The organism is Speluncibacter jeojiensis (assembly GCF_029589495.1).
In the GTDB taxonomy this organism is placed as follows: Bacteria; Actinomycetota; Actinomycetes; order Mycobacteriales; family Mycobacteriaceae; genus Speluncibacter; species Speluncibacter jeojiensis.
The window spans coordinates 360,194-382,244 of record NZ_JAAIVF010000002.1; the positions used below are offsets into that span (position 1 = coordinate 360,194).

Annotated in this window: 17 protein-coding genes; 10 read left to right on the forward strand and 7 right to left on the reverse strand. The window is 71.1% G+C overall.

Going from position 1 to position 22,051, the window contains the following annotated elements; all coding sequences use genetic code 11:
* On the forward strand, window positions 1-2,013 hold the full coding sequence (locus tag G4X40_RS08900) for a YhgE/Pip domain-containing protein (protein WP_277831824.1): 2,013 nt from the start codon (window positions 1-3) through the stop codon (window positions 2,011-2,013).
* A 60-nt stretch (window positions 2,014-2,073) separates the two neighbouring features.
* On the opposite strand, the gene G4X40_RS08905 is transcribed toward G4X40_RS08900, so the two are convergent.
* Together G4X40_RS08905 and G4X40_RS08910 are read right to left on the reverse strand one after the other, a co-directional pair.
* Window positions 2,074-2,535, reverse strand: coding sequence for a CD225/dispanin family protein (locus tag G4X40_RS08905; RefSeq protein ID WP_277831826.1), 462 nt, complete (start codon window positions 2,533-2,535; stop codon window positions 2,074-2,076).
* Between the two features lie 76 nt (window positions 2,536-2,611).
* On the reverse strand, window positions 2,612-4,291 hold the full coding sequence (locus tag G4X40_RS08910) for a VanW family protein (protein WP_277831828.1): 1,680 nt from the start codon (window positions 4,289-4,291) through the stop codon (window positions 2,612-2,614).
* A 273-nt stretch (window positions 4,292-4,564) separates the two neighbouring features.
* Here G4X40_RS08910 and G4X40_RS08915 point away from each other — a divergent pair, with 273 nt between their 5' ends.
* Window positions 4,565-6,064 carry an Ig-like domain-containing protein gene (locus tag G4X40_RS08915; RefSeq protein ID WP_277831830.1) on the forward strand — a complete coding sequence of 500 codons (1,500 nt, stop codon included), beginning with the start codon at window positions 4,565-4,567 and terminating at the stop codon, window positions 6,062-6,064.
* Between the two features lie 297 nt (window positions 6,065-6,361).
* On the opposite strand, the gene G4X40_RS08920 is transcribed toward G4X40_RS08915, so the two are convergent.
* On the reverse strand, window positions 6,362-7,726 hold the full coding sequence (locus G4X40_RS08920; RefSeq protein WP_408642174.1) for an acetyl-CoA C-acetyltransferase: 1,365 nt from the start codon (window positions 7,724-7,726) through the stop codon (window positions 6,362-6,364).
* Window positions 7,727-8,108: 382 nt separating this feature from the next.
* On the opposite strand from G4X40_RS08920, the gene G4X40_RS08925 reads away from it, so the two are divergent.
* Together G4X40_RS08925 and G4X40_RS08930 are read left to right on the forward strand one after the other, a co-directional pair.
* Window positions 8,109-9,485 (forward strand): 3-oxoacyl-ACP reductase, encoded by a 1,377-nt coding sequence (locus G4X40_RS08925; protein ID WP_277831832.1) that lies wholly within the window; start codon window positions 8,109-8,111, stop codon window positions 9,483-9,485.
* Entirely contained in the window at window positions 9,485-10,351 is an 867-nt protein-coding gene (locus G4X40_RS08930; protein ID WP_277831833.1) for a MaoC family dehydratase, read from the forward strand. The genes G4X40_RS08925 and G4X40_RS08930 overlap by 1 nt, the downstream gene beginning before the upstream one ends.
* 88 nt (window positions 10,352-10,439) lie before the next feature.
* Here the strand turns inward: G4X40_RS08930 and G4X40_RS08935 are convergent, their stop codons facing one another.
* Both G4X40_RS08935 and G4X40_RS08940 read right to left on the reverse strand, forming a co-directional pair.
* The gene (locus G4X40_RS08935; protein WP_277831835.1) at window positions 10,440-11,066 is read right to left on the reverse strand and encodes a TetR/AcrR family transcriptional regulator; all 627 of its coding nucleotides are present in this window, start codon (window positions 11,064-11,066) and stop codon (window positions 10,440-10,442) included.
* Window positions 11,067-11,136: 70 nt separating this feature from the next.
* The gene (locus G4X40_RS08940) at window positions 11,137-11,892 is read right to left on the reverse strand and encodes a DedA family protein (protein ID WP_277831836.1); all 756 of its coding nucleotides are present in this window, start codon (window positions 11,890-11,892) and stop codon (window positions 11,137-11,139) included.
* A gap of 178 nt (window positions 11,893-12,070) precedes the next feature.
* Here G4X40_RS08940 and G4X40_RS08945 point away from each other — a divergent pair, with 178 nt between their 5' ends.
* The 6 genes from G4X40_RS08945 to G4X40_RS08970 all read left to right on the forward strand — a co-directional run bounded on the left by G4X40_RS08945 (window position 12,071) and on the right by G4X40_RS08970 (window position 20,372).
* Window positions 12,071-12,547, forward strand: a complete 477-nt coding sequence (locus tag G4X40_RS08945; RefSeq protein WP_277831837.1) for a universal stress protein — start codon at window positions 12,071-12,073, stop codon at window positions 12,545-12,547.
* A 114-nt stretch (window positions 12,548-12,661) separates the two neighbouring features.
* Entirely contained in the window at window positions 12,662-13,825 is a 1,164-nt protein-coding gene (locus tag G4X40_RS08950; RefSeq protein ID WP_277831839.1) for an isochorismate synthase, read from the forward strand.
* A gap of 84 nt (window positions 13,826-13,909) precedes the next feature.
* Window positions 13,910-14,170, forward strand: coding sequence for a GlsB/YeaQ/YmgE family stress response membrane protein (locus tag G4X40_RS08955; protein WP_277831841.1), 261 nt, complete (start codon window positions 13,910-13,912; stop codon window positions 14,168-14,170).
* Window positions 14,171-14,244: 74 nt separating this feature from the next.
* Window positions 14,245-14,415, forward strand: coding sequence for a DUF2613 domain-containing protein (locus G4X40_RS08960; protein WP_277831842.1), 171 nt, complete (start codon window positions 14,245-14,247; stop codon window positions 14,413-14,415).
* A 64-nt stretch (window positions 14,416-14,479) separates the two neighbouring features.
* Window positions 14,480-18,811, forward strand: coding sequence for an alpha-(1->3)-arabinofuranosyltransferase (locus G4X40_RS08965; protein ID WP_277831843.1), 4,332 nt, complete (start codon window positions 14,480-14,482; stop codon window positions 18,809-18,811).
* 13 nt (window positions 18,812-18,824) lie between these two features.
* Window positions 18,825-20,372, forward strand: a complete 1,548-nt coding sequence (locus tag G4X40_RS08970) for an adenylate/guanylate cyclase domain-containing protein (RefSeq protein WP_277831844.1) — start codon at window positions 18,825-18,827, stop codon at window positions 20,370-20,372.
* A 4-nt stretch (window positions 20,373-20,376) separates the two neighbouring features.
* Here the strand turns inward: G4X40_RS08970 and G4X40_RS08975 are convergent, their stop codons facing one another.
* Entirely contained in the window at window positions 20,377-21,318 is a 942-nt protein-coding gene (locus G4X40_RS08975; protein ID WP_277831845.1) for a lipase family alpha/beta hydrolase, read from the reverse strand.
* Between the two features lie 102 nt (window positions 21,319-21,420).
* Window positions 21,421-21,960 carry a TetR/AcrR family transcriptional regulator gene (locus G4X40_RS08980; protein WP_277831846.1) on the reverse strand — a complete coding sequence of 180 codons (540 nt, stop codon included), beginning with the start codon at window positions 21,958-21,960 and terminating at the stop codon, window positions 21,421-21,423.
* Between the last annotated feature and the right edge of the window lie 91 nt (window positions 21,961-22,051).

Sequence of the window (22,051 nt, forward strand, 5' to 3'; positions counted from 1 at the left end):
ATGTTTGCCGGGTTCTCGATCGGAACCGAACTCAAACGCTTCCGCCGCGGCAAGATGCCGAAGATCGCCCTCGTCGCGATCGTCTTCATGCCGCTGCTCTACGGGGCGATGTACCTGTGGGCGTTCTGGAATCCGTTCGGGCAGGTTCAGAAGCTCCCCGTCGCACTGGTCAACGACGACCGCGGTGCGCTGGTCTCCGGGCAGGAACTGCGCGCCGGCGATCAGGTCGCCGCCGCGCTGCTCAAGTCGGGCGATCTCGGCTGGCGCGAGGTCTCCGCCGAGGAGGCCCGCGACGGCGTCGCGCACGGGCGCTACTACTTCTCGGTGGAGCTGCCGACCAACTTCAGCAAGGCGGTCAGCTCGCCGACCACCGCGCACCCGCAGAAGGCCGAGCTCAAGGTCACGTTCAACGACGCGAACAACTACCTCGGCAGCGTCATCGGCCAGAACGCGATGAACCAGGTGCTCCACGCCGTCTCGACCACGATCAGCACCCAGGCGGTCGACCAGGTCCTGGTGGGCCTCGGCGCGGCGGGCGGCGGGCTGCAGCAGGCCGCCGACGGGGCAGGCGCCCTGGCAGCCGGAGCCGGCCAGCTCGACGGCGGTATCCATCAGCTCACCGACGGCGCGAAGACCCTGTCCGCCGGAATCGACACCGCACGAAGCGGATCGGTCACGCTTGCCGACGGCACCACCCAGCTGTCCGCGGGCATCGACGCCGCCACCGCCGGATCGCAGCAGCTGACCGACGGACTCGGCCGGCTGGCCGGCGGCGCGGCGCAACTGGGCGACGGGGCGCAGCAGATCAGCGGCGGCGTCGACCAGCTGGTCGGCCAGCTCACGCCGCTCGGCGACGCGCAGGCCCAGGCCGCGACGACCGTCGGCAACCTGGCCGCCGCCATGCACGCCAATCCCGATCCGCTCTCCCAGCAGGCGGCGCACGCCCTCGACGAGGCCCACCGGCTGCTCACCTCGCAGGGGTTCGATCAGGCCACGATGGGCCGGCTCGGCCAGCTCCGTGACGGCGCACGCCAACTCGCGTTCCAGCTCGACGACCCGTCCAGCCCGTTCCGGTCCGGACTGACACAGGCGGTCGACGGCGGCTCCGCACTGCACAGCGGCCTGGTCCAGCTCGGCGACGGCGGGCGCCAGGTCGATGACGGCGCGCATACCCTCAGCGGCGGGCTGGGCCAGCTCAGCGACGGCGGACACCAGTTGGTCGCCGGCACCGGGCAACTCACCGACGGCAGCGGCAAGCTCAAGGCGGGCTCCACCGAACTGGCCCAGAAGCTGTCCGCCGGTACCAATCTGCTGCCGACCTGGAGCGACTCCCAACGTCAGAAGGTGGCGTCGACGATCGGCGGTCCGGTCGCCCTCGACTCGACCTTCCTGCACCGCGCGGCCACGTTCGGGACCGGGTTCGCGCCGTTCTTCCTCCCCCTGGCACTGTTCGTCGGCGGCATCATCATCTGGATGTTGTTGCGGCCACTGCAGAGCCGGCCGATCTCCGCGAAGCTCGGCGCCCTGCGCGTGGTGCTGGCCTCCTACTGGCCTGCGGCCCTGATCGGGATCGCGCAGGTCATCGTGATGTTCCTGGTGGTGCGGTTCGCGGTCGGCATGCACACCGTGTACACCTGGGGCACCATCGGATTCCTCGCGCTGATCGCGCTGACCTACCTGGCGCTGATCCAGGCGTTCAACGCGATCTTCGGCGTCCCGGTGGGCCGTGTCGTCACGCTCGCGTTCCTGATGCTGCAGCTGGTGTCGTCGGGCGGCGTGTATCCGGTGCAGACGACGGCGAAACCGTTCCAGATCCTGCACGTGGTCGACCCGATGACGTACGCGGTCAACGGACTTCGCCAACTGACCGTCGGCGGGGTGGACAACCGGCTGTGGATCGCCATCGCGGTGCTCGGCGGGCTGCTGCTGGTCTCGCTGGCGGCCGGCGCACTCTCGGTGTGGCGCGACCGCCGCTGGACGTTCGAGCGCCTGCACCCGCCCCTGACGGTCTGAGTCCCGCGGCGCCGCGACCTCCCCCGGGGACGAACCGCGAGAGAGGCCGCGCGCGGTGGATCAGTAAGTCGAGGTGTCGCCGCCGGAGTTCGCGACGACGACCGCGATGATGATCACGTAGAAGACGATGAACAGAGCCCAGAGTCCGAAGAACAGGCCGAGCGAGATCTTGCCCAGGGTCTTGGCGCGGTCCGAGGCGTACTGCGCGCCCGCATGGTCGCCGCGGGACCACAGCGGGAACACGTTGGACGAGTGCGTGAACGCGGAGAACGCCAAGGGCCAGAAGAAGACCACGGCGGCGACGGCCCAGCCGGCGTTGGTCGGCGGCACCGGCGGCAGCATCCCGTACTGCGCGGCCGCAGCGGCGGGCTGCGGCGTGGAGACCGGCGGCATCGCGGTCTGCGGGACGGCCGCCTGGTACACCGGTTGCGGCGCATATCCCTGCGTCGTGTGGCCGTAATCCGGTTGCGGCAGGCCATACCCCGGGGCCTCGTGCTGCTGCGGATTGATCGGATCGGTCATCGTCGAAAGTTCCCCTCTGTCTTCCCGCGCAACGGCGCGCGGGCGCGATCAGCCTGTCACACGGGAACCTGTCGGCCTATCTGCAGGTGACGATGGGCGCGGGGTCGTAGGTGACGGTCCTGGTGCGCCGGGAGATCTCGGCCCCGGTGCCGCGATCGGTGACGACGCGGGTGTCGCTGGTGGTGAACCCCTGGGCGCCGCTCGACGGGCTGCACGTCCCGCCGGTCAGGCTCAGCGAGCGCGGCTGGGTGTAGCTGTGCCGGTCTCCGGTGATCGATTCGACATCAACGTTTTTCGTGCCCCACAACCGGACCGTGATGTCCGATCCGGTGCCGATCGTCTCGATCAGCACGCCGGTGCGGCTCGGGTTGCGGAACTTCAGGTCGATGGCGCCCTCGAAGACGGTCGCCTCGCGCGCCGCCGGATACCGCGAGATGTAGTAGCTGTGCTCGGTGTGCTCGACGTCGTCGAGTCCCGCGAAGTACGCGGCGTTGTACAGCGTCGTGGCGAACTGGCTGATCCCGCCGCCGACCGCCTCGTCGGCATGACCGTTGTTGATGATCCCGGACGGAACGTAACCCTCGGACCGGCCGCGCGGTCCGGTGTATCCGTTGAGCGAGAAGGTTTCTCCCGGACCGACGACCGCGCCGTCGACCTCCTCTGCGACCAGCCGGATGTTCACCCCGGAGGCGTAGCTGAACCCGCCGGTGGTGTACTCGGCGATGACCTCGTCGATGCCGAGCGCCTCCGCCTGCTGTGTGGTCACCTTCGCCGGTGCGGTCACATACTTCGCTGCGGCGGTGCGGGTGCCGGTGGCGGAGAAGAGTTCGGGCAGGAATTCGAGCGTCTTTCGCCAGTCGATCGTCTCGCCGTCCGCGTGGGGCGTCACCTGCGGGGCGCCGGACACCAGGCGGACGCGCGCATCACGCGGCGTGGTCTCGGTGCGCGCGAGTTGCGGTCGCAGCAGGGCGATCGCCGCCTCGGTGTCGAACCGCGGCACCAGATCTCCGCTGTGGTCCGCCTCGAAATCGAGCACCCGGCCCATCTGGTCGGGGGCGATGGTCGCGACGGCCCCGTCCTTGCCGGACACGCGGACCGCGGCCGCGACCGCAGGGCGCGCGACCTGCGCGAGCGCCGACTGCACCGAGCGCTCCGAGACGGCCGGGGTGAGCGATTCGACGGGCAGATCTACGGGAGTTCCCTCGGCCCATGATCCACGCAACTGCCGTGCCGCGGCGTCGTCGATCAGTCGTTGCCCCGCCTTGGGCAGGATGGGGACGGCTTCCGCACCACGGAACACGACGTCGCCTTCCACCGGGTCGCTGTCGATCTGCTTGCCCAGTCCGTCGAGGGCCCGCGCGAGGGCGCGCTCGTCGGTCCGGGTGACCACCTCGACCTCGCGCTCGCCGAAGAACGAGCTCAGACGCGTCAACGGGTTCCACTGCCGGGCGCCGAGCCCGGTGAGCGTGGCGTCCCAGTCCACGGCGAGGCCGGCCCGAGCGGGGACCAGTTCGGTCGACGCGGTGCCCGCGCGGACGGGCAGGGGGGTGCGCGCACGGTCGTCGAGCACCGACCGCAGCCGACGATCGGCCTCGTCGACCTCGAGCCCGCCGACCTGCACACCGGCCACGGTGACCCCGCGCGCGACCTTGTCGTCGGTCAACGCCAGGTCGACGCCGTAGGCGATCGCGCCGACGGCCACGGCAGCGGCCGCGACGAGGCCGGCGCGCAGTTTGGGACGGCGGTGGTCGGACATCGGTACTCCTCGGGATCGCGGCTCGCCACCAGCGTATCGACCTGTCGACAAACAGGTACTCCGCGCTGCAGCCGGGTCGGGGGTCGGCTACAGCGCGGAGACATCAGGTGTATCGCCGCCGCGGGCTGAGCGTTAACAAACCCTTTTGGGGTCGGTACCAATCAGCCGAACGAACGACATACCAATCGTCCAGTTCTCGGTAGCGTGGCCGCGATCACGCTGTTGATTAGCCCCGTCGTGCAAGTGCGCCGACGGCTCTGGAAAGGAATCTGGATGTCGAAGAAGGTGCTGCGGCGGGTGGTCGCCGGTGCCGGATCGGTCGCGCTGGCCGGTGGGATGGTCGCGACCGTGGGAGCCGGATTCGCGGCGGCCGCGCCGATCGCGAGCCCGACGACCTGGTCGGACGGCAACTCCCAGTTCACCCGCACGATCGACAACGCCACACCGCACGTGGGCGACACGATCACGATCAGCACGGCCTTCCAGAGGAAGTGGTCGGTCGAGGACATCTACAACTACAAGGACCTACACGACGGCTGCCTGAGCTACGTCCCGGGCAGCGCGAAGTGGGAGGGCGGCGCGATCGCCAAGGTCACCGAGACTCCGGCGGCCCCGGGCAGCCAAGCCTCGGTGACCGTCGATTCCCCCAACCTGACCTCGTGGGCGGTGCCCGGACTGGGTGGCAGCTGGGGCGCCAAGCGCACGATCTCGATGCAGTTCGTCGTCCAGCCCACCTGCCAGCTGGGCACCGACCTCATGACGACGATGCACTACGGCGGCGGACTGGGCAGCGGCGTGTATCAGGACAAGGGTCCGACGATCAACGCTTCGAAGTCCGCCAGCACCACCGCGCTCGCCGCGGTGCAGAACGTCCAGGTCGGGCAGGCCAGCACGCTGTCCGCGACCGTCACCGGCGGCCGGTCGGGTGACCCTGTCGACTTCTACGACGCCGGCACGAAGATCGGCTCGGGCGCCCTGGACGGTTCCGGCAAGGCGAGCTTCCAGTGGACCCCGACCGTGAAGGGCGCCCACTCGCTGCAGGCCAAGTTCCCCGACACCGGATATGCCACGGGCTCCCAGTCGGCGGTGCAGAACGTCAACGCGACCCAGGCGAACGTGAACTCCACGGTCGCGGTCGGCGCCGTCGCGGGCGCCCAGGTCGGCAAGGCCAGCACGCTGGCCGCGACGGTCACCCCGGCGGGCGCGGGCGGCACCGTGACCTTCAAGGACGGCGCGGCCACCATCGCGAGCGCACCGGTCGGCGCCGACGGCAAGGCGAGCTACAACTGGACCCCGGCCACCGCGGGTGACCACGCCATCACCGCCGAGTTCTCGGGCCGCGACGGCGTCAACGCGTCCACCGGCGGTCCGGTCACGGTCGCCGTGGCCGACAAGCCCGCCGAGTCGACCCCCTCGACGACGACGCTTAACGGGCTGTCCGGCGCGCAGGTCGGCAAGGCCACCACGGTCAGCGCGAAGGTCTCGCCCGCGAACGCCGGCGGCACCGTGACCTTCAAGGACGGCGACACCGTCATCGGCACCGGCCAGGTCGGCGCCGACGGCACCGCCTCGACGAACTGGACCCCGGCCACCTCCGGCCAGCGCACCCTGACCGCCGAGTTCTCCGGCAACGGAACCGTCACCTCCTCGTCCGACCAGGTGTCGGTGTCGGTCGCCCCGGGCACCGGCGGCGGCACCCCGGGAACCCCGGGCACCGGCGGCGGCACCGGCAGCCTGTCGAACCTGCTGGGCGGCTTCGGCTCCAGCAAGTAGGCACACCCTCGCGAGAACGCCCCGGCTCACCCGGCCGGGGCGTTCTCATGTCCGGGCCGGGTGAGCCGGCGGAAGCACTCTCGGCCGCCGGACAGAGTTCGCACAGTTCAAAGTGTTCGAACAGTTGAAAGTGTGTGCACAATGGGGAGGCTGCGCACAGTTGGAAGTGTGCGAACACTGAAAACTCTTGGTGCGCAACGACACACCCTTCCCCGGGCGAACACCGCGACAGACAAAGGGTCCGCGCACCCCGACACTCGAATGTCTGGGCGCGCGGACCCTTTCGGCGGTCCGGACTCAGCGCTCCAGAATCGCGGTGACGCCCTGTCCGCCTGCCGCGCAGATCGAGATCAGGCCCCGTACGGTGCCCTGTCCGTCGGACGCCTTCTCCTTCAGCATCTTCGCCAGCGTGGCGACGATGCGCGCGCCGGTGGCAGCGAACGGGTGGCCGGCCGCGAGGGAGGACCCGTTGACGTTGAGCTTGCTGCGGTCGATCGACCCGAGCGCCTTGTCCAGGCCCAGGCGCTGCTTGCAGTACTCGTCGGACTCCCACGCGGCGAGCGTGCACAGCACCTGCGAGGCGAACGCCTCGTGAATCTCGTAGAAGTCGAAGTCCTGCAACGTGAGTCCGTTGCGCTCGAGCAGTCGCGGCACCGCGTAGGTCGGGGCCATCAGCAGACCGTCCGGGGTGCGCCCGTCATGACCGTGCACGAAGTCCACGGCAGCGGTCTCGGAGTCGACCAGGTAGGCCAGCGGCTCGAGGTTGCGCTCGGCGGCCCACTGCTCGCTGGCCAGCAGCGCCACCGACGCTCCGTCGGTCAACGGGGTCGAGTTGCCCGCGGTCATCGTGGCCTTGTCGGCGTCCTCGCCGCGCGCGCCGAACACCGGCTTGAGCGTGGCCAGCTTCTCGACCTTCGAACCGGGACGCAGGTTGTCGTCGCGGGTCAGACCCAGGTACGGGGTGACCAGGTCGTCGAAGAACCCGCGGTCGTAGGCGGCGGCCATCTTCTGGTGGCTCTCGGCGGCGAGCTCGTCCTGAGCCTCGCGGGTGATGCCGAACTCCTTGGTGGTCAGCGCCTGGTGGTCGCCCATCGACAGGCCGGTGCGCGGCTCGCCGTTCTTCGGGATCTCCAGGCCCAGCATCGACGGACGCGCGCTGCCGAGAAGCTTGATCCGGTCGGTGGTGGTCTTGGCGCGGTTCAGCGACAGCAGGAACTCGCGCAGGTCGTTGCCCACGCCGATCGGGGCGTCGCTGGTGGTGTCGGTGCCGCCCGCGGCACCGGATTCGATGCGACCGGCGGCGATGGCGTCGGCGACCGCGACGATCGACTGCAGGCCGGTACCGCAGGCCTGCTGCAGGTCGAACGCCGGGGTGTACGCGCTGAGGTGGCTGCCGAGCACCGACTCACGGATGAGGTTGAAGTCGCGGCTGTGCTTGAGCACCGCGCCGCCGGCGACCATGCCCAGCTGCTCGCCCTGCAGGTTGAACCGGCTGACCAGCCCCTCGAGGGCGGCGGTGAACATGTCCTGGTTCGACGCGTGCGCGTAGGCCTTGTCCGACCGGGCGAACGGGATGCGGTTGCCGCCGAGCACCGCCACCCGGCGGGCGGCGCGGCCGGACCCTGCACCCTTGGCCTCCGCCTGCACCGGCGCAGTCTGCACGGGAGCGGTCTGCGCGGGAGCGGCCGGGGTCGCCGCAGCCTTGGCGGGCGCGGCCTTCGTCGCGGCCGGCTTCGCTGCGGCGGGCTTCGCAGGCGCCGTCTTGGCCGGAGCGGGCTTGGCGGGCGCCGCCTTCGCAGGCGCGCACTTCACGTCGGCCTTGGCCGGGGCGGACTTCGCAGGGGTGGGTTTCGGACTGGTTGCCACGTGCTCTCCCGAAAACGCTCGTAGGGGTATTGCCACTACCCGCTATTCTTACTCATGAGTAAGTTAGCTGTCGACACCCCTCCGCGGAACCGGCGGTGCCGGCGCCTCGCGGGGTGCGACAGCTCCATGTGCGGGTGCGACGGCTTCGTGTGCCCCGGCAAGGTGCTCCGACAAGTCCATGGTCCACAGCGACACACAAGAAGGTGACCTCGTGTCTGGCAATGCCTCCTCTGATCTGTACTCGCAGCTGGTGTCCTCCGGTCCCGGTTCGTTCATCGCGAGCAAGGTCGGTCTCCCCCAGCCCGAGCAGCTGCGCCGCTACCGCAAGGGCGAACCGGCCCTGAACGGTCCCGTTCGCATCGGCGGCAGCGGCCGGCTGGTCGAGCCGCTGCGCGCACTGCTCGCCGACTACACGCTGACCGAGGACTCGAAGAAGTACGGCGCGCTGGTGTTCGACGCGACCGGCATCCTCGACGTCGAGCAGCTCGAGCAGCTCTTCGACTTCTTCCAGCCGCTGATCCGCAACCTGACCGCGTGCGCGCGGGTCGTGGTGCTGGGCACCACCCCCGAGCTGACCAGCTCCATCGACGAGCGGATCGCCCAGCGCGCGCTCGAGGGCTTCACCCGCAGCGTCGGCAAGGAGATCAAGCGCGGCGCCACCTGCCAGCTGGTGTACGTCTCCCCCAAGGCCGGCGCGGACGCCTCGGGTCTGGCCTCGACCCTGCGGTTCCTGCTGTCGGCCAAGTCCACCTACGTCGACGCCCAGGTCATCCGCGTCGACGACAAGGACGCCGCCGCCCCCGCCGACTGGGACAAGCCGCTCGACGGCAAGGTCGCACTGGTCACCGGCGCGGCCCGCGGCATCGGCGCCACGATCGCCGAGGTGCTCTCGCGCGACGGCGCGCACGTGATCTGCGCGGACATCCCGGCGGCGGGCGAGTCGCTGTCCGCGACCGCCAACAAGGTCGGCGGCACCGCGCTGGCGCTCGACGTCACCTCGGCCGACGCCGGCCAGGTGATCGCCGACCACGTCGCCTCCCGCCACGACGGCGGCCTGGACATCGTGGTGCACAACGCGGGCATCACCCGCGACAAGACCCTCGCGAACATGGACGCCGGCCGCTGGAACGCCGTGATCGGCGTGAACCTGCTCGCGCCGCAGCGGATCACCGAGAAGCTCGTCGAGACCGGCACGCTCAACGAGGGCGGCCGGGTCATCGACGTCTCCTCGATCGCCGGCATCGCGGGCAACCGCGGCCAGACCAACTACGGCACCTCGAAGGCCGGCGTCATCGGCATGGTCGACGCCGAGGCGCCGGAGCTGGCCAAGAAGGGCATCACGATCAACGCGGTCGCGCCGGGCTTCATCGAGACCCAGATGACCGCGGCGATCCCGTTCGCCACCCGCGAGGCCGGTCGCCGGATGAACTCGATGTTGCAGGGCGGCCAGACCGTCGATGTCGCCGAGACCGTCGCGTTCTTCGCGAGCCCCGCGTCGTCGGCGGTCACCGGCAACGTCGTGCGCGTGTGCGGCCAGTCGCTGTTGGGGGCGTGATGACCTCCGACGTCGTGCGCCAGCACGACCAGCCCGGGATGCTCGGCAACTACGCCCGCGCCGCCGTGGGCATGCTGCCGCTGGGCGGCGGCGCGACCGCCGTGCCCGACCGCACCCTCACCCTGGAGGGACTGCGGGTCGACGTCGCGAACCTCGCCGCCTACAACCAGGTGTGCGGGCTTCGCCTCGGCGACACGCTGCCGCTGACCTACGGGTTCGTGCTCGCTTTTCCCAGCGTGATGAAACTGCTGGTGGCGCGGGACTTCCCGCTGCCGGCCATGGGAATGGTGCACGTGCAGAACCGGATCGAGTCGCTGCGGCCGGTGTCGGTGATCGAGCCGCTGGACCTGCGCGTGCACGCGGAGAACCTGCGCGAGCACCGCAAGGGCACGCAGGTCGACCTGGTCAGCGAGCTCAACGTCGGTCGTGAGCTGGTGTGGCGCCAGACCAGCACCTTCCTCAAGCTGGGCGGCGGACCGTCCGAGGCCAAGGAGAAGGCACCCGTCGAGGAGCCGGTGCTGCCGGCCCCGGTGACCACGCTGTCGGTCGACGCGAACCGGATCCACCGCTACGCCGCGGTGTCCGGCGACCGGAACCCGATCCACATGTCGAACCTGGGCGCCAAGGCGTTCGGCTTCCCGCGCACCATCGCGCACGGCATGTGGAGCGCCGCAGCCGCTCTCGGCGCACTCGAGGGACGTCTTCCCGACGCGGTCGACTACGACGTCCGCTTCGGCAAGCCGGTCCTGTTGCCCGCCAAGGTCAACGAGTACGTGACCGGTGACGGCGACGGCAACTGGGAGGTCAGCCTGCGCCACCCGAAGAAGCTGTACCCGCACCTGACCGCGACGATCGCCGCGCGGTAGAAGAAGAAAACTCAAGGGGCGCATCGGTTCCGCCGGAACCGATGCGCCCCTTCGTCATGCAGCCGCCCGCAGGCATCGGGCCCGCACCTCACGCCGAGTCCGACACCTCGTCGTCGTGGTGCTCGCGGCGCGGCCCGGCCAGACCGCGCCAGCCGAGGTTCACCAGCAGATCGGCCGCGGCATCGGCGTCGAGCTCCTGCTCGGCGACGCGGTTCGCCACCGCCTCGCCCGCCCCGACCAGTGCCGTGGCCATCAGGTCGAAGTCCTGCCCCGGCTCGGGGTCGCGGGTGCTCGACCGCAGCAGCGTGGCGACCATCTCGACGATCCGGCCCCGGTTGGCGAAGACCTCCTTGGCGAAGGAACTGTCCGCGGTCGCCTCGCGATAGAGCACCCGCCAGGACTGGCGATGTTCCGAGACGAAGCCGAGGATCGCCACGATGATCGTGCGCAGCTGTTCCTTGGGCGTGAGCTTCGGATCGCTCCCCGAGGCCACCGCGTCGATGAACCGCCGGCTCTCCCGGTGGATGCACGCGGCGAACAGTTCGTCCTTCGAGCCGTAGTACAGATACAGCATCGGCTTGGAGATCTCCGCCTGCTTGGCGATCGAGTCCATGGAGGTGTCATGGAAGCCGCTGCGGGAAAACACCTCGACCGCCGCGTCGAGCATCTGCTGCTCACGCACCGCCCGGGGTAGCCGCTTGCTGCGCTCCGCCATGGTTCCTCCGTCGCCTGTGATCACCCCCGCCAGAACTTACTTGCAAGTAAGGATACCGCCGCGGCACCGTTCACCAGGAGTCATCGCGCCGCGGGCCCTTCTCGTCCGCCGCCACCGCGGGCGCGCCGGCCGGATCGGGGCGGTCGCCGGCCTGCCCGGGCTCGCCGAAACCGTCCACTCCGGCCCCGGCCTCCCCGTCCTGCTCGCCCTGCCGGGACTTGCCGGCCCGGTGTTCGCGGATGCGCCACACCACCAGCGCGACCACCACGACCGCCGCCACCCCGATCGCGACCCCGCGCCCGGCCGTCTTCTCCACTGCCGCGTAGGAGTTCCCTGCCAGATACCCGAGCAGCACGAACGCGACACCCCAGACGGCCCCGCCGAGCGCGTTGAAGGCGAGGAAGCGCCGGTAGGGCATCTGCGCGGTGCCCGCCAGCGCCGGCATGACCGCGCGGAAGAACGCCACGAACCGGCCCAGGAACACCGCCCAGCCGCCACGTCGCCGGAGGAAGTCCTGCGCGTCGTCCAACCGCTTGCGGCGGCGCTCGAGCACGCGCATCTGCATCAGCCGCGGGCCGAATTTGCGTCCGACCTCGAATCCGACCGAGTCACCGAGGATGGCGGCGACGACCACGACGGCCAGGATCGCCGGGAGCAGCACATGGCCCCGCGCGGCGACCACTCCGCCGAGCACCGCCGCGGTCTCACCGGGGATGACGAAGCCGAAGAACAATGCGTCCTCGGCGAACACCAGCAGTCCCACCACCAGCAGGACGAGCGGTCCACCGACGCCCAGCACCTTGTCGACCATGCTCGTCAACGGCACACCATCCTCGCTCGCACGGGCCACGAGTCGGCCCGCCCCCAGGTTAGGCCACCCCGCCGAGACGCCCTCCGACCTGGCGTTGTCCGGTGACGACACCGCCGACTCGGTGCGACCCGAAAGCCCTTCCGGTGGAGTAGCGTCGGGTCCACAGAGCCGGCCCGACGGGGGTGATGACCAGATGTCGACGACACCGTGCGACCTCGTGCTGATCGCGTACGACGGGTCCGAGAACTCGCAACGGGCGGTCGAGTACGCAGGGCGATTCCTCAGCGCCAAGCGAGCCGTCGTACTCACCGTGTGGGAGCCGATGGTCCGGCAGGCCGCCAGGATCTCGGGACTGTCCGGGATGATGCAGCCGGACTGGCTTCCCGAGGAGGACCAGGACGACATCGCCCACGTCGATGCCAAGTCGGTGTGCGAGGAGGGGCTCGAGCTCGCCAAGAAGGCCGGGCTGGCCGCCGAGGCCCGCTGCGTCGAGACCGGCACCACCATCTGGACCACCATCGTGGCGCTGGCCGACGAGCTGGAGGCGGACATCATCGTCACCGGCACCCGCGGCACCACCGGCCTGCGGTCGTTGCTGCAGTCCAGCACCGCCGACCATGTTCTTCGCCACAGCCACCGCCCGGTCCTGATCGTCCCGCCGGGCAAGTAGCCGGGCGAACAGCCACATGAGGCGGCCCGCGGGCGCGCTCGCTCGGAGAAGGCATCCCGATGAACACCCCGAGCGCGGTGCGGGCCGCCCCCTGCGGGCGTGCATCATGGGGGAATGGATTCGACGACCGGAGGTGGCACCGCCACTCGCGACCGCCGGGTATCCGCCGAGGCCGACGCGGTGGGCCTGACACCCGGCGGTTTCCTGCTGTCGCGGTCGAAGTCGACGCTGTGCACCTCCGGGGTCCGCGACCGGTACGACGACCCCGCGCAGGCCCGCCGCGCACTGGCCGACGGCGCACCGATGATCGTCGGTGCACTGCCGTTCGATCCGCACCACCCGGCCGCACTGACGGTCCCCGAAACCGTCGCGCGACTGTCCGGTCCGTGGCGGACCGACCCGCTCCCGCCCCTTCCCGAAGTTCGCCTGGTCGGTGAACTCCCCAGTGCCGCAGAACATCTCGAACGAGTGACGGCACTCATCGAGCGGGTGCGCAGCGGCGCCGTCGACAAGGTCGTCGCCGCCCGGTCGGTGCTGCTCGCCGCCGACGACCCGATCTCCCCGCACGCACTCCTGGCCCGGCTGATCAGTCAGGACCCGGGCGGCAACGGCTTCGGCGTGGACCTGTCCGCCGCCGGCGGCGACTGGGCCGGGCGCACCCTGGTCGGCTCGAGCCCCGAGGTGCTGATCCGCCGCCACGGTCGCCGGGTGCGCTGCTGGCCGCTCGCCGGATCCGCGCCCCGGCACAGCGAACCCGAGGCCGACGAGCAGGAGGCCGCGCGATTGCTCGCCTCGGCGAAGAACCGGCACGAGCACGCGTTCGTCGTCGAGTGGCTGCGCGAGCGTCTGGGCCCGTTCTGCCGCGAGTTGACGGTCGCGCCGGAGCCCGGCCTGCTCGGCACCCCCGACGTGTGGCACCTGGGCACACCGATCGACGGCGTGCTCGACGACCGCGGCGGGTCGGCGCTCGACCTCGCGCTGGCGGTGCACCCGACCCCGGCCGTGTGCGGCACGCCGACCCCGGCCGCGCTGGCGGCCATCCGGGAGGTCGAGGAGGACCGGGGCTTCTACGCCGGGGCCGTTGGCTGGTGCGACGCGAACGGAGACGGCGACTGGATGGTCGCCATCCGCTGCGCCGAGATCAGTGCCGACGGTCTGCGGGCCCGCGCGTTCGCCGGCGGCGGCATCGTGGCGGGGTCCGTCCCGGAGGACGAGTTGGCCGAGACCTCGACGAAACTGCGCACGCTGCTCTCCGCGCTCGGGGTTCCCGCGAACTGACCGGGTCTCGCGAACCGCTCGCACGACCGATCGGATGCTGACACGATTCGAAGGACAGTGCATCCGGCACGGGAGGTCGGCGACATGCTCGGACTCGGAATCATCGGATGGATCATCATCGGCGGGCTCGCCGGGTGGATCGGCAGCAAGATCATGGGCACCGACGAACAGCAGGGCATCGTGATGAACGTCGTCGTGGGCGTGATCGGCGGCCTGATCGGCGGTTTCATCCTCAGCATCTTCTTCGACGTGCACAACGCCGGCTGGCTGTTCAGTTTCCTCACCTGCCTGCTCGGCTCGGTGATCCTGTTGTGGGTGGTCAAGAAGGTGTCCACACACGCCTAGGTTCGTGTGCCGCGTACACCGGGCCGGGTGATAGCTTGGTCCGGACATCCGTCACACCCTCGAGGAGTCCCGAGATGAAGTTTGCCGTGCCCGGTCTGATCAGCGCGGTCGTCGGCATCGCCATCGGCTTCGCGGTGGTCGTTCCCGTGACCAGCGCCATCGAGGGCACCTCCCGGCCGCAGGTGGACCGTTCCGGCAACGCGCCGTCGTCCATCCTGGGCCAGGTCGAGTACGGCTCGCGCTGATATCGCAGCGCCCCTGAACCGGTCCGCCCCGGGGCTCGACGCCACGCCCGTCCACACCGAACCGGTGCCGCGCCGGTGGCTGCTGCTCGGCTCGGTGGTGCTGACGCTGCTCGCGTTCGCCCAGGCGCCCGGGCTGATCTCTCCCGACACCAAGCTCGACCTGACCGCAAACCCGGCGGGCTTCCTGGGACGTGCCGCGCACCAGTGGGATTCGCTGGCGACGTTCGGTCAGGTCCAGAACCAGGCCTACGGCTACTTCTTCCCGCACGGGGCGTTCTTCGTGCTCGGGCACTGGCTTTCCCTGCCCGCCTGGATCACCCAGCGGCTGTGGTGGTCCGCGCTGCTGATCGCCGGGTTCTGGGGTGTGGTGCGCGTCGCCGACGCGCTGGGCATCGGCAGCCGCACCTCCCGCATCGTCGCGGCCGCGCTGTTCGTGCTGTCGCCGCGGGTCCTCACCACCCTCGGCTCGATCTCCTCCGAGACCGCGCCGATGATGCTGGCGCCGTGGGTGTTGCTGCCGGTGATCCTGGCGCTGCAGCGGACCCGGACGGGGCCGGACTCGCCAGGCCCGAACGCTGTGGCCCCGAAAGCCCTGTGGCCGAACGCGTCAATGCGGCAGCTGGCCGCGCGATCGGCGGCAGCGGTCGCACTGATGGGCGCCGTCAACGCGGTCGCCACCGGTGCCGCATGCCTGGTCGCCGCACTCTGGTGGATCTCGCACCGGCCGGACCGCCGCTGGTGGCGCTTCACCGCGTGGTGGGTGCCGTCGGTGCTGTTGGCCTGCTTCTGGTGGCTCGCGGCGCTGTGGATGCTCGGGAAGGTCAGCCCGCCGTTCCTCGACTTCATCGAGTCGGCGGCCACCACCACCCGGTGGACCTCGCTGGTGGAGGTGCTGCGCGGCACCGACAGCTGGACCCCGTTCGTGTCGCCGGAGCGGATCGCCGGGGCCGCGCTGGTCACCGAGCCGGTCATGGTGCTGGCGACCGGGGTGGTCGCGGCGGCCGGGCTGGCCGGACTGTGTATGCGGCGCATGCCCGCCAAGGGCCGGCTCACGCTGATCCTGTTCGTCGGGGTCGTGGGCCTGGCCGCCGGCTACGCCGGCGAACTCGGCTCCCCGATCGCGGACACGGTGCGCGCGTTCCTCGACGCCGGCGGCGCGCCGCTGCGCAACGTGCACAAGCTCGAACCGCTGGTGCGGCTGCCGCTGGTGCTCGGGATCGCGCACCTGATCGGCCGGGTGCCGCTGCCGGGGTCGGTCCCGTGGCGGCGCAGCCGCAGCGCGTTCGCGCATCCCGAACACGAACCGATGGTCGCGGTGACCGGACTGCTGATCGTCGCCGCCGTGCTGGCCACCTCGGTCGCCTGGACCGGTGACCTGGCGCCGGCCGGCGCCTACCGCGCGATCCCCGACTACTGGAAGCAGGCGGCGGGCTGGCTGAGCGAGCACGCGCGCGGCACGTCCCCGGACGGGTCCGGCGCCGAACGCGCACTGGTGGTCCCGGGCGCACCGTTCGCCAGCCAGGTGTGGGGCATGACCCGCGACGAGCCGCTGCAGCCGCTCGCGACCACGCCGTGGGCGGTGCGCGATGCCATCCCGCTGACCCCGCCCGGGGCGATCCGCGCGCTCGACTCCGTCCAGCAGTTGCTCGCCGCCGGCAGGCCGTCGACGGGACTGGCGACGACGCTGCTCGGTCAGGGCATCGACTACCTGGTCGTCCGCAACGACCTCGACCCCGACAACTCCCGCTCGGCCCGGCCGATCGTGGTGCACAACGCCATCGACGGCTCCCCCGGACTGACGAAGGTCGCGCAGTTCGGCGACGAGATCGGGGCCGGTGAGGTCAAGGGCCTGGTCGCCGACGAGGGGCTGCGCCCGAAGTACCCGGCCATCGAGATCTACCGGGTCGGCGCGGCCGGTCGGCAGGTGGCGGGACCCTATGCGGTGAACCTGGATTCGGTGCCGGTCGTGCAGGGCGGCCCGGAGGTGTTGCAGCGGCTGGCCGAGCGCACCGGGGCCGACCACGTCGGCGGTCCGGCGGTGCTGGCCGCCGACCTGACCGGCCCGGCGGCGGCCGACATCGGCAGGTCCGCGATCGTCACCGACACCCCCACCGACCGCGAGGTCGACTTCGGGCGCGTCGACGGGCACAGCTCCGCGATCCGCGCCCCCGGCGACCCGCGCCGCACCTACAACCGGGCGCCGGACTATCCGGTCCCCGGGGCGGCGCTCGTCGAGGGCCGGTGGGACGGCGCGCGGGTGACGGTGTCGAGCTCCGCGGCCGACGCCACGCAGCTCGGCGCGGTCTCGCCCGGCTCCAGTGCCGCGGCGGCCTTCGACGGCAACCCCGCGACCAGCTGGCTGAGCAACGGACTGCAGACCGCGATCGGCCAGTGGTTGAAGATCGACCTCGACACCCCGCTGACCGAGGGAGTGCTCGACCTGACCACCAGCGCGGCGGCCCTCGGCACACCCGTGAGCCTGCTCGAGGTGTCCACCAACAACGGCAGCGCCACGGTGCGGGTGAGCAAGCCCGGCGAGAAAGTCAGCGTCGCCCTGCCCGGCGGATCCACCGACTGGATCAAGATCACCGCAATCGGAACCGAGAACGGCACCGCGGGAGTCCAATTCGGCCTCAGCGAGCTGACGGTCCGGCACGACGAACAGGTGGTGCCGATCGACCACCGGGTGGTGCTGCCCCCGGTCCCCGACGGCCTGACGGTCCGCGGGTGGAGCCTGGGCCAGGAGTTCCCCGGCAGCCCCGGCTGCGTGAACGGTCCCCGGATGGTGCAGTGCTCGACCGCGCTCGCCCTCGGTCCGGAGACGCTGTCCGGATTCCAGCGCACGCTGTCGGTGCCCGCTGCCACCGCGGTCGTGCCGCGACTGTACCTGCGCCCACGGCCCGGCCCCGCGCTCGATGCACTGCTGGCACAACCGGATCGGCCGCAGGCCTCCGGGCAGTCACAGGTGGCGGACTCACGCGGGTCGGCCTTCGCCGCGACCGACGGCGACCCGCACACCAGCTGGACCGCGCCGGTCAAGGCCGCCGACCCGACGCTGACGATCACGCTCCCCCGGCCCGAACTGGTCACCGGACTCGTCCTCACCCCCAGCATCGGCACGCTGCCCGCACACCCGACCGAGGTGGCGGTCAACCTCGGCGACGGCCCGCAGGTCCGCAAGCTGACGCCGGACGGCAAGTCCGACAGGCCGATCGCGCTCACCCCACGGGTGACCGACACCATCATGCTGTCGCTGGTCGACTGGGACACGGTGCTCGGGGTCAACGGGCTGGGGTTCGCCGAGCGCCAGGCGCCCGGGCTGGCCGGTGTCGGCGTGCTCACCGACGGCGGCACCGTCCCGGTCGCGGCACCCGCCGACCCGGACCGGCCGATCCGCATCGACTGCGCCCACGGCCCGACCCTCGCGGTCGCCGGGCAGTTCCGCCGCGCGTCGATCACCACCACCGCGGCGCAATTGCGCAGCGGCGCACCGATTCCCGCCACCATCTGCGACCCCGATCCGGTGACACTGCCGGCCGGCCGCCAGGACGTGAACGTGAGCCCCGGCGACGCCTTCCTCGTCGACGGCGTGGAATTGCCTGTGGCCACAGGCGGTGTGGAATTGCCTGTGGCCACAGGCGCTTCCGCGAGCGGCCCCGAAACCCCGCAGCACCTGACCACCGACGACTGGTCCGCGAACCGCCGCGTCGTCGACCTGCCCGCGTCGAACCAGCGCCGGCTGCTGGTGGTTCCCGAGAGCACCAACCCCGGGTGGATCGCCGCCGACGCCCACGGCACCCGGCTCGACCCGATCGTCGTCGACGGCTGGCAGCAGGGCTGGATCGTCCCGGCCGGCGCAGCCACCACCGTCACGCTGTCGTACCCGTCGGACACCTGGTATCGCTGGGCCCTGTTCGGCGGACTCGCACTGTTGGTCCCGCTGTTCCTGCTCGCGTTCGTCCCCGCGCTGCGCCGCGAGCGCCGCGCGGACGTCCACGGCCCGGCCACCCGCACCTGGCGTTCGACGGGCCTCGGGTTGGTCGGCGTGGTCGCGTCGGCGACCGTGATCAGCGGCCCGGTCGGGGTCGTGGTCGCAGTGGCGCTGTCCGCGCTGACCGGTTGGCTGACGGCGGTCCGCTCCCGCGCGTTCGCCGTGCGCACGCTGGTCGTACTGGCCGGGACGGGCATGGTGGTGGGCACCGCGATCCTGTCCACCGGACCGTGGCGGTCGCGCGACGGCTACCTGGGGCACTCGATGCTCGTGCAGTTCCCGGCACTGGTCGCGCTGGTCGCGGTCGGGGTGTCGGCGGTGCCGCTGTCGCGGGCGATCCTGCGGCGGCTGCGGCCACGCCGCCCCGACAGGGACGGTGAACCTTTCGAGACCGATTCCCTCTAAGCTCTCGATCACCATGCAACGACGTCGGCCCGCGATACCGCCCCTCGGCTCGCGGATCCTCGGGCCGGGCCGCGAGGGCACGCGCCGGCGGAGGATCAGGGTGCAGCTGCTGCTGACCTCCCTGCTGGTGCTGGCGAACCTCATCGGCTCGGCCATCGTCATGGTGCTCGTCGCGTTCGTGGTGCCGGGCCCGAGCGTGTTCACCTTCGCGCTGTGGCCGATCACCTTCCTCGCCGTGCCGCTCTACGTGGTGCTCGCGCTGCTGCTCGGCATCGTCCTGGGCACCCGTAAGACCCTCCGCGCGCTCCACTGGGCGCAGACCGATCGCGCACCGAGCCCCGGCGAACTGCGTGTCGCGCTCGCAGTACCGTGGCGGCTCACCCTGCTGCAGGGTCTGCTCTGGTTCGGCGCCTTCGCGCTGTTCACCCTGCTCTACGGCATCGCCGAACCCCAGTTGATCCCCAAGATCGCCTTCACGATCCTGCTCGGCGGCGCCGTCGTCTGCGCCAACTCGTATCTGTTCAGCGAGTTCGCCCTGCGCCCGATCGCGGCGCAGGCGCTGCAGGCGGACACACCGCGCGCCGCCCGTGCGGGCGTCACCACCCGCATGGTGCTGACGTGGGCGGTCGGATCGGGGGTGCCGGTGGCGGGCCTGATGATCATCGCGATCTGGGCGCTGGCCGAGGGCACGGTGACGACCGTCCAGTTGGCCGTCCCGATGCTCGCGATCGGCGCTGTCGCCCTCGCAACGGGCCTGCTGCTGACATTGCTCGTCGCGTCGTCGACCGTCGCGCCGGTGCGCACGGTCCGGGTCGCACAGCAGCGGGTTGCCGCGGGCGACCTCTCGGCCGACGTCACGGTGTTCGACGGCACCGAACTCGGCCAACTGCAGGCGGGATTCAACCTGATGGCCGACGGGCTGCGGGAACGCGAACGGCTCCGGGACCTGTTCGGACGGCATGTGGGCCGCGACGTCGCCCGCGCAGCACTCGATCACTCGGGCCTCGGTGGCGAGGTCCGCGAGGTCGCCGTCATCTTCGTCGACCTGATCGGTTCCACCACCATCGCCGCGACGCTCCCGCCGACCGAGGTGGTCGACATGCTCAACCGGCTGTTCGCCGTCGTCGTCGACGAGGTCGACCGCTACGGCGGTTTCGTGAACAAGTTCGAGGGTGACGCGGCACTCGCGATCTTCGGTGCGCCCCTCGAGATCGACGACCATTGCGGCAGCGCACTGGCCGCCGCACGCGCGATCGCCGACCGGTTGACCGTCGAGCTGACGGAGTGCCGCGCGGCGATCGGTGTCGCCGCCGGCAGTGCGCTCGCCGGAAACGTCGGCGCGCACGCCCGTTTCGAGTACACCGTCATCGGCGACCCGGTCAACGAGGCCGCGCGGCTCTGCGAGTTCGCCAAGACCCTGCCCGGCCGCACGGTCGCCTCGGGGCGCGCGGTCGCCGGTGCCGCACCCGCCGAGGCGGAGCGGTGGCGGTGCGGCGACGAGGTGACGCTGCGGGGCCGGCTCGAACCCACCAGATTGGCCGTGCCGCAGCACGTGGCGTGACCCGTCAGGAGAGGGCGGGGGGCGGACCCACCACCGGCAGCACAGCCCGGCAGGTCGGCGTCGCCGGATGATCGGGGTCGAGTGCGGTGAGCACCAGCGCGGTCGCGACCGGATCCGACGGCAGCTCGAGGTGGTCCGCATGGTCGGCCGGGCAGCGTTCCTGCACAACGATGTTCGTCACATTGGGTCCGTCGAGCAGGCCCGTCGTGTACGGGGTCGCGATCTCGTCGTCGCGGGTGACTATGTTCGTGAAGGCGATGTCCGGGTAGCGCCACCCGTGCGGGTCGAGGTCTACCAGGAATTGCGACCCGGCGAGCAGTTCACTGCACGGCCCGCAGTGTTCGGTGACCGGCGCCCCGACACCCGGCACTGCCAACGCGGCACGGATCAGCGGGGCCAGCCCGTCCTGGGTGGTGCCGCGGTCGAGGGCGGCGAGTGAAACATACCGGCGCACAGCGTGTTCGACTCCGTCGTGACGCGCAAGATACGCGAACGGCATGGTCGCCCCCTCGGAGTGGCCGACGAGATCGACCCGCGCGGCACCCGTGGCCGACCGGACGCGACCGATGAAGTCCGCGAGCTGGTCGGCGCTGTCGTCGATCCGGCCCAGCCCGCCGACGCCGGTCACCGGATCCACGCCGTAGTCGAGGGTGAAGACGCAGTAGCCGTGTCCGGCCAGCAGCGGCGAGAGCGTCTGCCAGGTCAGCGCGCTGGTGGACACGAAGCCGTGCAGCAGGATCACCGGGTCGGGGTGCGCGGACGTGGGCCGGCAGGACCAGTCGTCCGCCCCCGGGGGCGCCTGCCCCGGACTCACAGCCTGCGCGGCCAGCCCGGCCAGGTAGCTGTACGGAATCGAGGGCGGCGCGGGCGCGGCGGCGGCCGGCAGGGCGCCGCCGAGGAACACTCCCGCCAGTACCGCAACGGTGACCGCCGATGTTCGGAACATCCACCCTCCAAAAGTATGACCGACCAGTCGGTCATACCTTTGCATGCTGAGCAGCCCGACACAAGACCCCCGGCATTCGCCGGCTTGAGGGGCGACGGGCAGCTAGACGCGGATCAGCGCGAAGAGCGCGGCACGCAGGTCGCGGCGGGGACCGCTGTCGGACAGCTCCTGCAGGCTGAGGTCGGCGACCATGGCCACGAGCAGGTGGGCCGTCTCGTCCGGCATGTCCCGGCCCATCGCCGTGAAGTCTGCGGCGACGAGCGCGCCGACCTGCGCATTGCGCTTCCGAACCTCCTCGAGCAGGTCGGCCTCGGTGCGCGCCTGCACGAGAAACGCCTTGGTGCCCTTGGTGTCCAGGCAGGCGTCCAGGAAACTGTCGACGCCGATGCGGAGCCGCTCGGCGCCGGGGGCGAGGCCCTCGACGGCGGCGAGCACCAGCGCGGTGAGCTCGTCGTGGTAGCGACGGTGCAGCGCGACCACGAAGTCTCGACGGCTCGGAAAGTGTTGGTAGAAACTGCCTTTGGCCATCCCCGCAGCCGCGACGATGGCGTTGACCGACAGCCCCCGCAGCCCGTCCCGGTCGGCGAGCGCGGTCCCGGCGTCGAGCAGTGCGGTACGCCCCGGCCCCGCGGGCCTTGCCATGGACTCCTCCGAACGTCCCGGGACGACGGCATGCACGCCGCCTCCACCGTGATGACCGACCACCCGGTCACCACGGCATCCTACAGCGGCA

Excerpts from the sequence above, each read along its gene's own strand:
- G4X40_RS08900 (WP_277831824.1), top strand. The coding sequence starts at position 1 with ATGTTTGCCGGGTTCTCGATCGGAACCGAACTCAAACGCTTCCGCCGC.
- G4X40_RS08905 (WP_277831826.1), bottom strand. The coding sequence starts at position 2,535 with ATGACCGATCCGATCAATCCGCAGCAGCACGAGGCCCCGGGGTATGGC.
- G4X40_RS08910 (WP_277831828.1), bottom strand. The coding sequence starts at position 4,291 with ATGTCCGACCACCGCCGTCCCAAACTGCGCGCCGGCCTCGTCGCGGCC.
- G4X40_RS08915 (WP_277831830.1), top strand. The coding sequence starts at position 4,565 with ATGTCGAAGAAGGTGCTGCGGCGGGTGGTCGCCGGTGCCGGATCGGTC.
- G4X40_RS08925 (WP_277831832.1), top strand. The coding sequence starts at position 8,109 with ATGGTCCACAGCGACACACAAGAAGGTGACCTCGTGTCTGGCAATGCC.
- G4X40_RS08930 (WP_277831833.1), top strand. The coding sequence starts at position 9,485 with ATGACCTCCGACGTCGTGCGCCAGCACGACCAGCCCGGGATGCTCGGC.
- G4X40_RS08935 (WP_277831835.1), bottom strand. The coding sequence starts at position 11,066 with ATGGCGGAGCGCAGCAAGCGGCTACCCCGGGCGGTGCGTGAGCAGCAG.
- G4X40_RS08945 (WP_277831837.1), top strand. The coding sequence starts at position 12,071 with ATGTCGACGACACCGTGCGACCTCGTGCTGATCGCGTACGACGGGTCC.
- G4X40_RS08950 (WP_277831839.1), top strand. The coding sequence starts at position 12,662 with ATGGATTCGACGACCGGAGGTGGCACCGCCACTCGCGACCGCCGGGTA.
- G4X40_RS08955 (WP_277831841.1), top strand. The coding sequence starts at position 13,910 with ATGCTCGGACTCGGAATCATCGGATGGATCATCATCGGCGGGCTCGCC.
- G4X40_RS08960 (WP_277831842.1), top strand. The coding sequence starts at position 14,245 with ATGAAGTTTGCCGTGCCCGGTCTGATCAGCGCGGTCGTCGGCATCGCC.
- G4X40_RS08970 (WP_277831844.1), top strand. The coding sequence starts at position 18,825 with ATGCAACGACGTCGGCCCGCGATACCGCCCCTCGGCTCGCGGATCCTC.
- G4X40_RS08975 (WP_277831845.1), bottom strand. The coding sequence starts at position 21,318 with ATGTTCCGAACATCGGCGGTCACCGTTGCGGTACTGGCGGGAGTGTTC.
- G4X40_RS08980 (WP_277831846.1), bottom strand. The coding sequence starts at position 21,960 with ATGGCAAGGCCCGCGGGGCCGGGGCGTACCGCACTGCTCGACGCCGGG.